The organism is Flavobacterium sp. ASW18X (assembly GCF_005144745.1).
Classification (GTDB): domain Bacteria; phylum Bacteroidota; class Bacteroidia; order Flavobacteriales; family Flavobacteriaceae; genus Croceivirga.
The window spans coordinates 17,826-32,225 of the sequence record NZ_SWKK01000010.1; the positions used below are offsets into that span (position 1 = coordinate 17,826).

Here is a 14,400-nt window from a genome sequence, read left to right on the forward strand (position 1 = left end):
GGATTAAGCACTGTAATGCATAAGCTAAATTATACTTTAGCTTATGCTTTGGACCCTCATCATAATAGTATACCTTATTATTTCCTTCTTTATCGTAGGAAAATTGCTTGTTAACGGCATGCGGCCTTCCAAAAGTTTGGCATGGTTGCTTGCCATTTTTACCATCCCTATTGGGGGTATGTTGTTGTATTGGATGGTGGGTAGAAACAGACGCAGAAACAAGCTATTTACGCTTAAAGACGACTTTACAAAAAACCTACCAGAGCCTCCCCGTTCTAAGCCTACGGAAGATTTAAAAAAACACCGTAGCTTAATTAATCTTATTTATCGCAATTGCGGCTACCCACTTACTTGCGATAATAGTGTAAAGGTGCTGCGCGATGGGCAAGATACTTTTAATTGCATTTTTGATGCCCTAGAACAAGCAGAAGAACACATCCATATTCAGTATTATATTTTTGAAGATGGCACTTTAGCAGAACGCTTTTTTAATATCTTAAAAACAAAGTGCGAAGCGGGTGTAAAAGTTCGCTTGATGTATGATAGTGTAGGAAGCTTTTCTTTAGACCGTAGTTATAAAAAAAGATTAGAGGATATCGGTGTAGAAGTTGGTCAATTTTTGCCGTATCGGTTTGGAAAATTTTTAGCGTCCATTAATTATCGTAATCATCGTAAAATAGTGGTTATAGACAATATTATAGGGTTTACCGGAGGTATCAATGTATCTGACAAATACTTGAAAGAAGATAACATGCTGGGTACTTGGCACGATACACATCTAAAAATTGTAGGTGATGGAACCAACCTTCTAAACCGTATTTTCTTAACAGATTGGTATTTAGCTACCAATAAAAAGGTCGCTATTCCGGGACGTAAAATTGATAAACCCATAGAACGAAATGTACCGTTACAAATAGTCCCTAGTGGACCGGACGACGATTTTGCAGTTATGGAACAGGTTTACTTTTCTATCATCAATAAAGCTAAAAAATACGTTTACATTGTAAATCCATATATTATTCCTAATCACGCTTTGCTGCAAAGCCTGCAAACAGCTGCCTTAAGTGGCGTAGATGTTCGTTTATTGATGAGTAGTACTACGGATTACACTGTGGTAGATTGGGCAGTGCGCTCCTACTTTGAAAGTTATTTAAAGGCTGGTATTAAAGTGCACTTACAACCCGAAGGATTTATCCATAGTAAAATAATGATTTCTGATGATGAAATTGCAAGCATTGGCACGGCCAACTTAGATAACCGCAGTTTGCATCAGAACTATGAGAACAATGCTATTATTTATGACGCTGAGCTTTGCAAAGAAGTAAAGGAAAATTTCTTAAACGATTGTAAAAACGCGGTTCGCTTAACAGATTTTGATGCGTACCATAAAAGAGGTAAACGACGTAAATTATTAGAAGGAGCAGCAAAGCTGCTCAGCCCCATGCTTTAAACAATTCCAAACTTAAATACAGTGGTAGTGTTGTACACTTCTCCTGGATGTAAACGTACAGAAGGAAAATCTGGTTTGTTAGGACTATCTGGAAAATGCTGCGTTTCTAAACAAAATGCACAACGACGGTTAAAAGTACCCCCTGCAGGATTTTCCAAAGAACCGTCTAACCAATTGGCTGTATAGAGCTGTACCCCAGGCTCTGTGGTCCAAACCTCCATTGTTCTACCACTAGATAGTTCCTGTACCGTGGCCGCCTGGCGTAAATCTCCTTTTAATCCGTCTACAACCCAACAATGATCGTAGCCATTCCCTATTTCTAGTTGGTCATTAGTTGCATCTATGGCTTCGCCAATTGGCTTCATCCTTGTAAAATCAAAAGGTGTATCTACAACAGAGCGTAATTCTCCTGTAGGGATACTGTGTACATCTACTGGTAAGTATGACTCTGCGTTTAATTGCAAATGGTGGTCTAATACCTCTGTGTTTAAATCACCACTTAAATTAAAATAACCGTGATGAGTTAGATTGACTACAGTTGCTTTATCTGTAATGGCATGGTACACTACCTTCAACTCATTAGTCTCTGTTAAGGTGTACGTCACCTTCACCTGTAAATTCCCAGGAAAACCCTCTTCTCCATCGGCACTTAGATAGGTTAATTCCAAATACACTGCATCTTGGTCTTTTCTTGTAGTAGCATCCCAAACTTTACTTTCAAAACCTTCTTCCCCTCCATGTAGATTATTTGGGCCGTTATTGGCTGCCAATTTATAGATTTGGCCATCCAGTTTAAATGACGCATTGGCAATACGGTTACCATACCGCCCTACAATAGCTCCAAAATAGGGGTCGTTTTGTAAATATCCTTCTAGACTATCAAATCCCATGGTAATATTGGCATGTTTACCCTTTTGGTCTGGTATATATAGTTCTGTTAAACGCCCCCCTAAAGTAATTATGTGGGCCTTTACCCCATTGGTATTGGTCAATATATATTTTTCTATTGTTGTACCATTAGGTAAACAGCCAAAAGGAGTGTTTGTAATTGCTAAGTGGCTCATGAGTGTGCTTTGTAGTCCTATTAATGCTGAAAGATAAGATGCTTTAAAGACAATAGTTAGTAAAGCTTTTAGAAGATACTAACTATAACGATTGCGCATGAAAAAGTTGGTACAAATTGTCCTAAATAAAAGCATAATTCTGAAATAAAAAATAAAAATAGCTGGTAGTCTAAGAAGTAGTAAACAGTAAAATTCTGCTTAAAAGAAAAAAGTCCTTTATTTTTGTTTGGATACACTAACGAATTAAAAGCACAAAGAAACCTACTGGATGGAGGCTAAACGACCTGAAAAAAATACGATTAATACCAATTACTATGCTAACGAGGACCAAGTATTATTGGCTGTTGACTGTATTATATTTGGGTTTGATAAAAAACAGCTTAAAATTTTATTAGTAAAGCGAAACGTGGAGCCAGAAAAAGGCAAATGGTCTTTAATTGGTGGCTTTATGAAGCAAAACGAAAATCTAGATACTACAGCAGAACGCGTTTTACAATTAAATACTGGTTTAGATAATGTGTACATGGAACAGCTTTATACCTTTAGCAACGTAGTACGTGACCCTGGAAAACGTGCCATTTCTGTTGCCTATTATGCACTAATAGACGTAGCCACGCATGAGGTTAAAGATATTCCGTTAGAATCTGCCAAATGGTTTGATTTTAAGGAAACACCAGAACTTATTTTTGACCATGCAGAAATGGTAGAAAAAGCAATTTCTAGATTGCGTAGAAGAGCCATGACACGCCCCATTGGGTTTGAACTGCTTCCTGAAAAATTTACAATGAGGCAATTGCAAACCTTGTATGAATGCATTTTGGATAAGGAGTTAGACAAGCGCAATTTCATAAGTAAAATTAACTCCCTAGACGTGCTCATTCGTTTGGATGAAAAAGATAAAACAGATTCTAAAAAAGGGTCTTATCTATACGTTTTTGATAAAGAAAAGTACGAGAAAAAGGTAGCAGAAGAAGGCTTCAACTTTAAAATGTAAGACAACAGCTAAGGTATAACGTATACATAATCAATTCCCAAGAATAACTGTTATAAAATTTACAACAAAAGTACTACTAGGATGGCTACACAATACCACAAAACTCATATCCTGTGCTTTAGGGGAACTATTTAAACCTATCAAATAAACTGCCTTCCATATTTTGACTACACACGAGCCAATTCTGTAAAGCTAAAGGATAAAATACGGATAGATTACCGCTATAAAAATGTACACTGTTTTCTTCTTTATATTTAGATGAGAAGCAAAAAAAAAGCGATGAGAAAAACCCATCGCCCTAAATATTAAATGTATTGATTGTCCTTAATGCGAGGTATATTTTAACTTACGCTCAATAGTCTCTATCATAATATTGGCAATATCTAAGCCTGTTGCGTTTTCTATGCCTTCTAAGCCTGGGGAAGAGTTAACTTCTAACAATAATGGTCCGCGATTACTACGAATTAAATCGACCCCTGCAACATCTAAATTCAACGCTTTAGCTGATTTTACTGCTAGTTTGCGTTCTTCTGAAGTTATCTTTATTAAAGAGGCTTTACCACCTTGATGAATGTTAGCCCGGAATTCGCCCTTCTGTGCTTGCCTTTGCATGGAGGCTACTACCTTACCATTAACCACAAAACAACGGATATCTTGCCCATTGGCTTCTTTGATAAATTCTTGCACCAAGATATTGGTTTGCACACTCTTAAAAGCATTAATAACACTTTCTGCAGCCTTATTGGTTTCTGCCAAAACTACACCTCTACCTTGTGTACTTTCTAGTAATTTTATAATTAAAGGTGCCCCATCTACCATCCGGATAAGGTCCTTGGTATCTTGTGGTGATTTAGCAAAACCGGTTACTGGAATATGTATATCGTTTTTAGAAAAAACTTGTGAAGCGTACAGTTTATCTCTAGATTTAGAAATAGCATCGGCAGAATTAAGACAGTATACGCCAAGGGTATGAAATTGCCTCAGTAAAGCACAACCATAAAAAGTAACTGATGGTTTTATACGGGGTATTACCGCGTCCATTTTATCCAAAACATTACCACCTCTGTACCGTACCTGTGGCGCTATGGCATCTAATTTCATGTACGCACTTTCTACGTTCAGAAAAACTACTTCGTGCCCTCTTGCTTGTCCTGCCTCTACAATACGCTTATTGCTATATAAATTAGGATTACTTGCTAATAAACCTATGGTTAGACCATCTTTTTTACGCATATAAGGTTTATAGAGCACATTCATTTCATCATCAGAAATATCGCCCATTAAAAAACTTTCAGAAGGGTCTACTAAAAAGCGGTCGTTTAAAGCTTCTCTACCCAAAAGCATACGATACTCCATAGTATCTCTATTAGCAAGGGTTACTTCTATGTCAAAAGTTTGGTCACCAATACCTACGTGTGTTTTAATTACAGGACGTTCTTCTGCTATTCCTTGAGAGCTTTTTACAGTTCTGAGCCCTACCAATCTAGCTTGGCAAAGAATAGATATACTTCTGTTATCTTGAATGGGGTTTACCTCAAACCGCACCCATTCTTCTAATCCTTTAGTAAATATTTTAACCTTTGTGGCTTGCAAAGAAGAGGTTTTAGCTCCAGAATCTACTCGTGCCTTAATGGCAGGAATACCCAGTTCTTCTAGTTTGCACCATTCCTCGCTTGCTACTACTGCTTTATTCATTTTATCCTATTATTTAAACATTCGCAATATGAACATATCAAGGATTTCTACCAAGATTAGAATAATAATTATCCATTCTAAACGGCTACTTTCCTTATGGTCCATGATGTCTTTAAATAAGCTAAGGTTTTCTTTGATAATGTTTCCCTGCTCCTTAATAGTGCGGTACCGTTCCTTTAAATCAAAAATTCTTTTTAAATCCTTATCTAACTTATCTAAATTTTCATCTTCCCAAGTTACTTCATGCGAATCAAAAATGTAAAGATTCTCTGATATTTGATTGTTAATATTTAGGACTTTTCCAATGTGCCGTTTTAATTTTTTACCACCAATATCTAATTTACCGTGCATCTCTAAAAAAGTAGTATGCTTTCTGGTCTCTTTAATAATTTGCTCTGATAATCTAGAAAAGTAATCTAAGGCAACGGATTGTGCCAAATGCATTAGCGTTAATCTAATGCCTTCTACATTATCTTTTTTTAGCGTTACCTTATTATTGGTCACTCTAACCCAAGGTGTTTCTGCTACAAACTCTAAAGTAATATCATCCATCAGGCATTCTACTTGCCATTGGTCTGTATGGGATTGTAATTGATTTAGGAGTGTAGCTACACGTTCGGAAGTATAACCATAATAAGATATCATTCCGTATTTAAATAGGTATATATAGGCGTCTTGGTCTTTAAAGAAAAGTTCGTCCCTATCACCAAAAATGAGACTACCTAACTGCAAGTCTCTACACTTTGCAATATCTATAGCACCTGCTATATGCATTGCAACAGCTTTATTTTCCATTACTTATTTACTGCTATGAAGTACGTTGTATGGGAGAAGATTGTTGTAGTGCGTAAGTCTCTACATAAGTGGTTTCTTCTTTGGCCCCTTTATTTTTAAAGTAAGTTTTAATGGCCTTACGGTCTGTTTTATCCATATATTCTATGGCCTCTTTATAATCTAGCCACAAAGTTTCTGTGAACTTGTGCGTTTCTATAACAGCAATTGGTTTTTCTTCTATTTTACTGTAATAGTATTTTTTAGAGTAAGTAACTTCTTTAGATTTCTCTATAAAAGTAAAAAAGAGCTCCAATGCATCTTCTTGTAATTGTAGAGCTATTTCTTCTGCTGTCTCACGCATCAGTGCTTCTATGTACGTTTCATTTTTTTTTCTAATCCCACCAGGAAGGGTGTATTGTTTGCGTTTTCCCACTTTTCTCATCACTAAGACTTTCTGGTCTTTTATCGCAACCAATCTAGATTTAAAAATTTTTTTCATACAAATAAGCTTAATATGGGCAAGCAAGATAAAGCTTGCCCATTGTTTTTTATTGTATGGGCACCAATTTTTTTAAGATGTACACCTCAAATTCTTGGTCTTCCTCATCAATATCAGTTTCTATGGAAAAGGTTACCTTAAATGGTTTACCCACCCACTCTTCTGATGTAAGGTCGTAGTTTTCTAGTACTTCTGCAGGTACGTCAGAGAAATCATAGGAGGTACCATCGTCCCCCATAAAAGAATACATCTCATTAACGTAGCCGTCATACGTAGCTGCTACGGTCTGGTCTTGCACGTCTAATCCTTGTAGTGCAACCATGAAGAAAGCAAAAATAATTGCAGTTAATTTCATTCTTAGAATAGTGAATTATAAATCTAATAAATAAGCGAAAATCAAGGGTGCCACTATAGTAGCATCTGATTCAACAATAAACTTAGGTGTATCTATATCTAGCTTACCCCAAGTAATCTTCTCATTTGGCACCGCACCGGAGTACGACCCATAACTAGTAGTAGAATCACTTATCTGGCAAAAGTAGCTCCAGAATGGTGTTTCTGTTTCTTCCATATCCTGATATAGCATGGGTACTACGCAGATAGGAAAATCCCCTGCAATACCACCACCTATCTGGAAAAATCCAATTCCGTTTTGGCTGTTGTCTCTATACCAACCTGCCAAAAAGGTCATATACTCTATCCCCGATTTTACGGTACTCGCTTTTAACTCTCCCTTTAGTACATAGCTAGCAAAAATGTTACCCATGGTGCTGTCTTCCCAACCGGGGACAACAATAGGCAAGTTTTTTTCTGCCGCGGCATACATCCAAGAATCTTTTAAATCTATCTCATAATATTCTTCTAAAACGCCAGAAAGTAACATTTTGTACATGTATTCGTGCGGAAAGTAACGTTCTCCTTTATCATCTGCATCCTTCCAAATCTTATGAACGTGTTTTTGCAGCCTTCTAAAGGCTTCCTCTTCTGGAATACAAGTATCTGTTACCCTATTTAGGCCGTTTTCTAGTAAATCCCACTCGTCTTTTGGTGTTAAATCTCTATAGTTTGGCACCCTTTTGTAGTGCGAATGTGCTACAAGGTTCATAATATCTTCTTCCAAGTTTGCACCCGTACAAGAAATAATTTGCACTTTGTCTTGGCGAATCATCTCTGCAAAACTTTTACCCAATTCTGCGGTACTCATTGCCCCAGCTAAAGACACCAACATTTTAGCGCCATTGTTTAGCTGTGCCTCGTACCCTTTTGCGGCATCTACCAAGGCAGCTGCGTTAAAGTGCAGGTAGTGTTTTTCTATAAAATTAGATATAGGTCCTTTATTGCTCATCGTAAAAATCTTCTGCGTTTAAATTTCTTTTGTGTAATGGTTCAGCTCCATCTAATTCCTCTGTTTCAATTTCGTCTTTTCTAAACTTATAGCTTAACATTTTGTAATATAGTTTTGCAGCTAAAAAGTCAGACGAGCGGTCTATCTCATTTGGGCAAAGCTCCACGATATCAAAACCTACCACGTTTTTGCTTTCAAAAATTTTGCTTAAAAACTCTAAGGTTTCGTACCACAATAAGCCACCTGGCTCCGGTGTTCCCGTAGATGGACAAATAGAAGGATCAAACGCATCCAAATCAAACGTGATGTAAACGTTGTCTGTCATTAATTCTATGGCGTTATCCATCCAAAAATCGTCCGTAACCATCTCATGCGCAAAAAACACTTTGTTATAATCCATAACCAAAGTTTCTGCATGGTCCATACTACGGATACCTACTTGTATTAAATTGGTGGTCTCATTGGCCTCATACAACGCACATGCATGGTTGTATTTGGTACCTTCGTACTCCTTACGCAAATCTGCGTGAGCATCTATCTGTACTACGGTTAAATCTTGGTAATATTCAGAAAAAGCACGTATTGCGCCTATAGAAACCGAATGCTCACCACCAAACATGGTTACTAATTTATTACGCTTAACCAGTTCTTTTACCTTATCGTGCACCGCGGTAACCATAGCTTCAGGAGAGTTAAAACCTTCCATAGTATCTGCTAGGTAAATGCCTTCTTTATACACTTCACTATCGGTCTCTATATCATAGAGTTCCATATTCTCAGAAGCCTCCAAAAAAGCTTCTGGTCCCTTGTCTGCTCCTTTGCCCCATGTGCTTGTACCATCATAAGCTACGGGCAATAAAACTACTTTAGACTTATCCATAGCGGCATATTGGTCTGGAATGCCAGCATAGGTCCTATTTTTTTTCATTTTAAAAGGGTACTAAAAATTATTTGTTGTTTTATTTTTTACGAAAATGCTCAATTACTTGGTATACCCTAAGATATCCATAAATTTGGCTGATGTCTGTTGTTCTGCAAAAACTTTTGTAGTTAGCTCACCATTTTCATCTCTATCTATGAGAATGTGTTTTGGTGCTGGTATTAAACAGTGTTGCAATCCGCCATAACCCCCTATAGACTCTTGGTATGCTCCTGTATTAAAGAAACCAATGTACAAGGGTTTATCCTTTTTGTATTTTGGCAAATAAATAGCGTTCATGTGTTGCTCAGAGTTGTAGTAATCATCACTGTCACATGTTAATCCACCAAGCAGAACACGCTCATACTCCTCATTCCAACGGTTTATAGCCAGTAAAATAAAGCGCTTATTTATAGCCCAAGAATCTGGCAAGGTTGTTATGAAAGATGAGTTGATCATATTCCATTTTTCCCTATCATTTTGTTGTTTTTGGTACAATACCTCATAAATGGCACCGCCACTTTCGCCTACGGTAAAACTTCCAAATTCAGTGAAAATATGGGGTACATCTACTTTTGCTTCTTGGCATGCCTGGTTTATCTGATTGATGATTTCATCTATCATATAAGCATAATCATATTCAAACGCCAACGAATTTTTGATAGGAAAACCACCACCAATATTTAGGCTATCCAAAGTTGGGCAAACGCGTTTAAGGTTAATATACACCTTTAAACATTTTAATAGTTCGTTCCAATAATAAGCGGTATCCCTAATACCGGTGTTGATGAAAAAGTGAAGCATTTTAAGATTCACTTGCTCATTTTCTTTAACAGATTGATTGTAAAAAGGAACTATATTTTTATAGCCAATACCCAATCTTGAAGTATAGAACTCAAATTTTGGTTCTTCTTCTGATGCGATACGAATACCCACATTAAACGTTCCGTTAATGTTGGACTGCAACAAGTTGAGCTCCTCATAATTATCAATAATAGGAATACAATTTTCGTGTCCGTTATTGATAAGGTCTGCAATATTATTGATGTATTTATCGCGCTTAAACCCATTGCAAAGTACAAAGGTATCTTTGCTTATTTTGCCTTTAGATTTAAGATGGTTTACAATATCGATATCAAAAGCCGAAGACGTTTCTATATGGATGTTATTCTTCAAAGCCTCATTCAACACATGCTGAAAATGCGAGCTTTTGGTACAATAGCAATAATGGTAATTACCCTTATACCCATGCTTTTTAATGGATTTGGCAAACCACTTTTGTGCACGTTGTATGTTGTCTGATATTTTTGGCAGGTATGTGAATTTTAAAGGTGCGCCATACTCAGCGATTAATCCTTTTAAATCGATACCATGAAATTCTAAATTGTTGTCTTTAAGTTGAAATTCCTCTTGTGGAAAGTCATAGGTTTGATCAATTAGATCAAAATATTTCGTTTTCATTTTTGTTTATGCATCTGTTAATCCTAAAATTCTAAAAAATACGAGGGAATAACAAGAATATCAGATACGAAATTCAAAAACGGTGTATGGTTTAAACGTGCGGTTTAAAATAGTTGCACGTCCTGACAACAAGCGGTCTTTAGAAGTCAGCCCTAGTATCCGGAGTCCTAATCTTAGAACAGCTTTTTGGGTAGACTTCCTTATCCCCAAAGGCCCGAACATGAAAAAAGTTTTCAATAAAAAGGCAATGCGTCCGGTTAATTAGTTGGACTCATTTAACGGGGCAAACATAGATAAAAAATCGATGCTGCAAACTTTTTAAATATTTTTTTTGCTTTTTATACCAAAAAAAATGTAAAACCTTGATTTACAACTTGTTTTTTAAGACAAAAAGCGTGTCTAGGTTAAGCTAGGCACGCTTTTTTACATAAATTTCTTGATTATTGCAGAGAATAATGTACGGTAGAAAGCGTATTTAATTTATCTGCAGCTTGTTCTGCAGTAATGTCTCTTTGCGGGTTTGCAAACATCTCATACCCTACCATAAATTTTTTCACAGTTGCAGAACGTAATAAAGGAGGATAAAAACTCATATGAAAATGCCATTCTTCATGCAAATCCCCATCAGTTGGAGCTTGGTGTATTCCACTGGAATAAGGAAAAGAAACCTCAAATAAATTATCAAATTTTGTAGTCACTACTTTAATGGCTTCTGCATAATCTTTTTTCTCTGCTACTGTTAATTGCAAAATATGCTGTATTTGTCTTTTGGGAGCAATCATCACCTCATATGGCCATACTGCCCAATAAGGAACTAAAGCAATAAAAGTATCGTTCTCAAAAATGATACGCTCTCTTTGTTCCATTTCTTGCTCAATGTAAGCTAACAACAAACCTTTTGCATTGGCTTGCCAATATTCCTTTTGTTTAATACTTTTCTTTTCTACCTCTTGCGGAACAGAATATTGTGCCCAAATTTGACCATGAGGATGCGGATTACTACACCCCATCATATCTCCTTTATTTTCAAATATTTGCACATGGTTGATGCCCTCTTTAGCACCAAGTTCTTGGTATTCTTTTTGCCAAAGTTCTATGACCTTTTCTATCTCTTCTAAAGACATAACAGGTAAGGTTTTAGAGTGGTCAGGAGAAAAGCAAATTACTTTACACAGCCCCGTTTCTCCTTTGGCACGCAATAGGCCGTCTACTACCTCATCATTTGGCGTATCTGCAAGCAATGCAGAAAAATCGTTAGTAAAACTGTAAACACTATCGTAATTTGGGGTTTGTTGCCCGCCGGCTCTAGTATTTCCAGGACACAAATAACAATTTGGGTCGTACGTAGGTCTTTCGGCTACAGGTGGCTTTTCTTGTTTGCCTTGCCAGGGTCTTTTGGTTCTATGTGGCGATACCAAAACCCATTCCCCAGTTAAAATATTGTATCTTCTATGTGGATGTTCATTAAAATCTAGTGCCATAGTTATGAGTTTATAAGCGTTGTACCATTACTAGGTAAAGTAGTGAATTGGGAAAGTTCTATACCAAACTTTGATTTGTAAGCTGTTGCAGCTTTAGACACAAAGTCTTCTATAGCATCTTCATGTATTATATTTAGAGTACAGCCACCAAAGCCGCCCCCCATCATCCTAGCTCCTAATACGCTGGGTTCATCTTGTGTAAGGGCAACCAGATAGTCTAGTTCTGGACAACTTACTTCATATTTTTTGCTCAATCCTTGATGCGTTTGGTACATGTATGCTCCAAACTGTGATAAATCTCCCTGTTTCAAAGCTTTTACAGCTTGTACAACTCGCTCTGTTTCTTCTACTACGTAAGAGCTTCTGTCATATAGTACAGCAGACAAGTCGTCCTTTACTTTTTGTAGCATCGCAAGCGTAACATCTCTATAATTTTTGACCGTTTTGAACTTTTGTTGAACTACAGCCAACGCGTCCTCGCATTGTTGTCTTCTAACGTTATATTCTCCACTGCTTAAGTTATGGGTTACATTAGTATTTAAAAGTAAGAGTTTATAAGGTTTAAAATTGGTAGGGATATACTCAAATTCCAGAGAATTACAATCGAGTAACATGGCATGTTTTTCTTTGCCCATGACGGACGCAAACTGATCCATGATTCCGCATTTAGTTCCTACAAAATTGTGTTCTGCCCGTTGTGCTAACTTTACAATATCCCATTTAGAAAGTCCCAATTTAAATAGCTCATTAAGACCATAAGCAAAGCCACATTCTAAAGCTGCGGAAGAACTAACACCAGAACCAATAGGTAAAAAGCTTTCTATCTCACAATCAAAACCCGCCAAGCCTTCTTTTAGCTGCTGAATTTCATGCAAAACACCCAACAAATAATTCTCCCAACCTGTTGTACTTTTTTGCACGTTGTCTAAATTGATGCGTAAAACACCATCAAACCCTTTACTCCGCACAGAAGCATCGTGCTGAGTACCATTTTTTGTAAACTTTAAATGTATGGTTTTATCTATGGCTGCAGGCAGTACAAATCCATCATTATAATCTACATGTTCCCCAATCAAATTAATTCTACCAGGAGAGGTTAAATGTATTTCTGTAGTATTCATGGGTTATTTTCTTAAACTTTACACAGCATTACCACTGTATGAACAAATATAGAAAATATTTTAAGTGTATATACTACATTTATTAACATTTAAAGAAAGTCTGCTTCAGCTGGCCCTAGTTTACCAGAATAGAACTAGAATAGTACTAATAACCACCAAAAGCAGTATAATTTGAAATTGATAGTTTTTATACCAAGGTAATTGTTTGTCTACTGATAATGTTAACTCCTATTCCATTATTAAATGGAGTAAACCAACCGAAAAACTTTTATCCGTTAGTATAATTTACCAACTTTGCCTCTAACTCTTCTAAAGATTTACCTTTAGTTTCTGGTACTTTAGCGATAATAAATAGAAGCCCTATTACGGCAAATATAGCATACAATAGAAATGTAAGTGCATTACCAAAATTAGATAACTGCCATGGAAACACTAATTGTACTAAGAAGGCGAAGGTGAGATTTACTAAGCCTACAAAGGATATGGCTAAACCACGTATACGGTTAGGAAACAATTCTGAAAACAAAACCCACATTACTGGACCTATGGAAACTGCATAAAAAGAAACGAATAGTAAAATACCTATAAGAATTAAAGAGGTATCCATAGCAGCAGCAGCCGTAACCAAATTAGCTTCGTACTGCTTAGCTGTTTCCGTTCCTAAATGTTGTGCTAAGGCCGCTTTAAAATCCAAGTCGTTATCAAAAGTTTGGCCTATAACGGGTGCTATTTTAGATGTTTGTATAGCAGAGGGCAATTGTTCTAAAGCCGTGTTATCTAGAGTATAACTTGCTGTTTTAAATCCGTAAGTAAGTAATAGCATAGATATTCCCATACCTATCATTCCATATATCAGCATAGGTTTTCTACCTAACCTATCGATGATAAACATGGCTAAAACCGTAAATACCAGATTAACTAAGCCTACTAAAATAGCTTGTAAAAAAGAAGCATCTGTACCTATGCCGGTTTGTTCAAAAATCATAGGAGCATAGAACATCACGCTATTAATACCCACCAACTGCTGAAAAATTGCGACAATTATACCTACCACAATAACCAGACACATATTCTTTTTAAAAATTTCTTTTATATGGACCTTTTCTTTTTCTTGTTCTTGCTGAATACTTTTTTCTATAGCACGCATTTGAATTCCACCCGGCCAATTTTGTAACGTATCTTGAAAAATGTATTTAAAGCTTAAAAATTGTGGTTTTTCCAGGGACTGATTCAAATCGAGCATATTCATCCCATCCTTGGTAGCAATCCAAAGTCTATTTTTACTATCCTTGTGTAGAGAAGAAATGTAATTATTAGCAAGACTATTTGGGTCTTCTTGATTGTATTTAAACTGCCTAATGACTTTATCAAGGACTTTCATTTTATTCTGCTAATTTGTCAATAAGTTAAGACTACCCTACAGCCGTAATTTGTCTTAGCACTTAAATCTTTTTAAAGATCATTTAAGCTAATAAAACAGCATACACTATATGTTTTAAAAGATATAAGATATGGTTTTATTGCCAAACCCTTTTCTTACACCTACCTAAATTCGTGCACATGCAACAAATACACAATAATCTAAATTTCAAGTATT

The 14,400-nt window shown here is 36.4% G+C and carries 13 protein-coding genes; 2 read left to right on the forward strand and 11 right to left on the reverse strand.

Annotation, left to right across the window (positions count from 1 at the left end; all coding sequences use genetic code 11):
- Positions 1 to 43: 43 nt before the first annotated feature.
- A complete protein-coding gene (cls, locus tag FBT53_RS08060) occupies positions 44 to 1,450 on the forward strand; it encodes a cardiolipin synthase (protein ID WP_136950674.1) in 1,407 nt (468 codons plus the stop codon).
- Here cls and FBT53_RS08065 read toward each other — a convergent pair.
- Positions 1,447 to 2,514 carry an aldose epimerase family protein gene (locus FBT53_RS08065; RefSeq protein ID WP_205729030.1) on the reverse strand — a complete coding sequence of 356 codons (1,068 nt, stop codon included), beginning with the start codon at positions 2,512 to 2,514 and terminating at the stop codon, positions 1,447 to 1,449. The genes cls and FBT53_RS08065 overlap by 4 nt on opposite strands.
- 268 nt (positions 2,515 to 2,782) lie before the next feature.
- Between FBT53_RS08065 and FBT53_RS08070 the strand changes: the two genes are divergently transcribed.
- The gene (locus tag FBT53_RS08070; protein ID WP_136950676.1) at positions 2,783 to 3,508 is read left to right on the forward strand and encodes an NUDIX domain-containing protein; all 726 of its coding nucleotides are present in this window, start codon (positions 2,783 to 2,785) and stop codon (positions 3,506 to 3,508) included.
- A gap of 324 nt (positions 3,509 to 3,832) precedes the next feature.
- Here the strand turns inward: FBT53_RS08070 and rimK are convergent, their stop codons facing one another.
- From rimK to FBT53_RS08120, 10 genes are all read right to left on the reverse strand, one after another.
- Positions 3,833 to 5,203 carry a 30S ribosomal protein S6--L-glutamate ligase gene (rimK, locus tag FBT53_RS08075; RefSeq protein WP_136950677.1) on the reverse strand — a complete coding sequence of 457 codons (1,371 nt, stop codon included), beginning with the start codon at positions 5,201 to 5,203 and terminating at the stop codon, positions 3,833 to 3,835.
- Between the two features lie 9 nt (positions 5,204 to 5,212).
- Positions 5,213 to 5,998 carry an RMD1 family protein gene (locus FBT53_RS08080; RefSeq protein ID WP_136950678.1) on the reverse strand — a complete coding sequence of 262 codons (786 nt, stop codon included), beginning with the start codon at positions 5,996 to 5,998 and terminating at the stop codon, positions 5,213 to 5,215.
- Between the two features lie 13 nt (positions 5,999 to 6,011).
- Positions 6,012 to 6,476, reverse strand: a complete 465-nt coding sequence (locus FBT53_RS08085) for an NUDIX domain-containing protein (protein WP_136950679.1) — start codon at positions 6,474 to 6,476, stop codon at positions 6,012 to 6,014.
- Between the two features lie 49 nt (positions 6,477 to 6,525).
- Positions 6,526 to 6,831, reverse strand: coding sequence for a hypothetical protein (locus FBT53_RS08090; RefSeq protein WP_136950680.1), 306 nt, complete (start codon positions 6,829 to 6,831; stop codon positions 6,526 to 6,528).
- A 15-nt stretch (positions 6,832 to 6,846) separates the two neighbouring features.
- The gene (locus FBT53_RS08095) at positions 6,847 to 7,821 is read right to left on the reverse strand and encodes a deoxyhypusine synthase family protein (RefSeq protein WP_136950681.1); all 975 of its coding nucleotides are present in this window, start codon (positions 7,819 to 7,821) and stop codon (positions 6,847 to 6,849) included.
- The gene (speB, locus tag FBT53_RS08100; RefSeq protein WP_136950682.1) at positions 7,811 to 8,749 is read right to left on the reverse strand and encodes an agmatinase; all 939 of its coding nucleotides are present in this window, start codon (positions 8,747 to 8,749) and stop codon (positions 7,811 to 7,813) included. The genes FBT53_RS08095 and speB overlap by 11 nt, the downstream gene beginning before the upstream one ends.
- A 54-nt stretch (positions 8,750 to 8,803) precedes the next feature.
- Positions 8,804 to 10,201 carry an arginine decarboxylase gene (locus FBT53_RS08105; RefSeq protein WP_136950683.1) on the reverse strand — a complete coding sequence of 466 codons (1,398 nt, stop codon included), beginning with the start codon at positions 10,199 to 10,201 and terminating at the stop codon, positions 8,804 to 8,806.
- Between the two features lie 440 nt (positions 10,202 to 10,641).
- Positions 10,642 to 11,682, reverse strand: coding sequence for a UDP-glucose--hexose-1-phosphate uridylyltransferase (locus FBT53_RS08110; protein WP_136950684.1), 1,041 nt, complete (start codon positions 11,680 to 11,682; stop codon positions 10,642 to 10,644).
- A gap of 2 nt (positions 11,683 to 11,684) precedes the next feature.
- The gene (gene galK, locus FBT53_RS08115; RefSeq protein WP_136950685.1) at positions 11,685 to 12,803 is read right to left on the reverse strand and encodes a galactokinase; all 1,119 of its coding nucleotides are present in this window, start codon (positions 12,801 to 12,803) and stop codon (positions 11,685 to 11,687) included.
- 268 nt (positions 12,804 to 13,071) lie between these two features.
- Entirely contained in the window at positions 13,072 to 14,184 is a 1,113-nt protein-coding gene (locus FBT53_RS08120) for an MFS transporter (RefSeq protein WP_136950686.1), read from the reverse strand.
- Between the last annotated feature and the right edge of the window lie 216 nt (positions 14,185 to 14,400).

Bases quoted from the DNA above. Each gene is read 5' to 3' on its own strand.
- FBT53_RS08090 (WP_136950680.1), bottom strand. From the start codon at position 6,831: ATGAAATTAACTGCAATTATTTTTGCTTTCTTCATGGTTGCACTACAA.
- FBT53_RS08120 (WP_136950686.1), bottom strand. From the start codon at position 14,184: ATGAAAGTCCTTGATAAAGTCATTAGGCAGTTTAAATACAATCAAGAA.
- galK (WP_136950685.1), bottom strand. From the start codon at position 12,803: ATGAATACTACAGAAATACATTTAACCTCTCCTGGTAGAATTAATTTG.
- rimK (WP_136950677.1), bottom strand. From the start codon at position 5,203: ATGAATAAAGCAGTAGTAGCAAGCGAGGAATGGTGCAAACTAGAAGAA.
- FBT53_RS08070 (WP_136950676.1), top strand. From the start codon at position 2,783: ATGGAGGCTAAACGACCTGAAAAAAATACGATTAATACCAATTACTAT.
- cls (WP_136950674.1), top strand. From the start codon at position 44: ATGCTTTGGACCCTCATCATAATAGTATACCTTATTATTTCCTTCTTT.
- FBT53_RS08080 (WP_136950678.1), bottom strand. From the start codon at position 5,998: ATGGAAAATAAAGCTGTTGCAATGCATATAGCAGGTGCTATAGATATT.
- FBT53_RS08110 (WP_136950684.1), bottom strand. From the start codon at position 11,682: ATGGCACTAGATTTTAATGAACATCCACATAGAAGATACAATATTTTA.
- speB (WP_136950682.1), bottom strand. From the start codon at position 8,749: ATGAAAAAAAATAGGACCTATGCTGGCATTCCAGACCAATATGCCGCT.
- FBT53_RS08105 (WP_136950683.1), bottom strand. From the start codon at position 10,201: ATGAAAACGAAATATTTTGATCTAATTGATCAAACCTATGACTTTCCA.
- FBT53_RS08085 (WP_136950679.1), bottom strand. From the start codon at position 6,476: ATGAAAAAAATTTTTAAATCTAGATTGGTTGCGATAAAAGACCAGAAA.
- FBT53_RS08095 (WP_136950681.1), bottom strand. From the start codon at position 7,821: ATGAGCAATAAAGGACCTATATCTAATTTTATAGAAAAACACTACCTG.
- FBT53_RS08065 (WP_205729030.1), bottom strand. From the start codon at position 2,514: ATGAGCCACTTAGCAATTACAAACACTCCTTTTGGCTGTTTACCTAAT.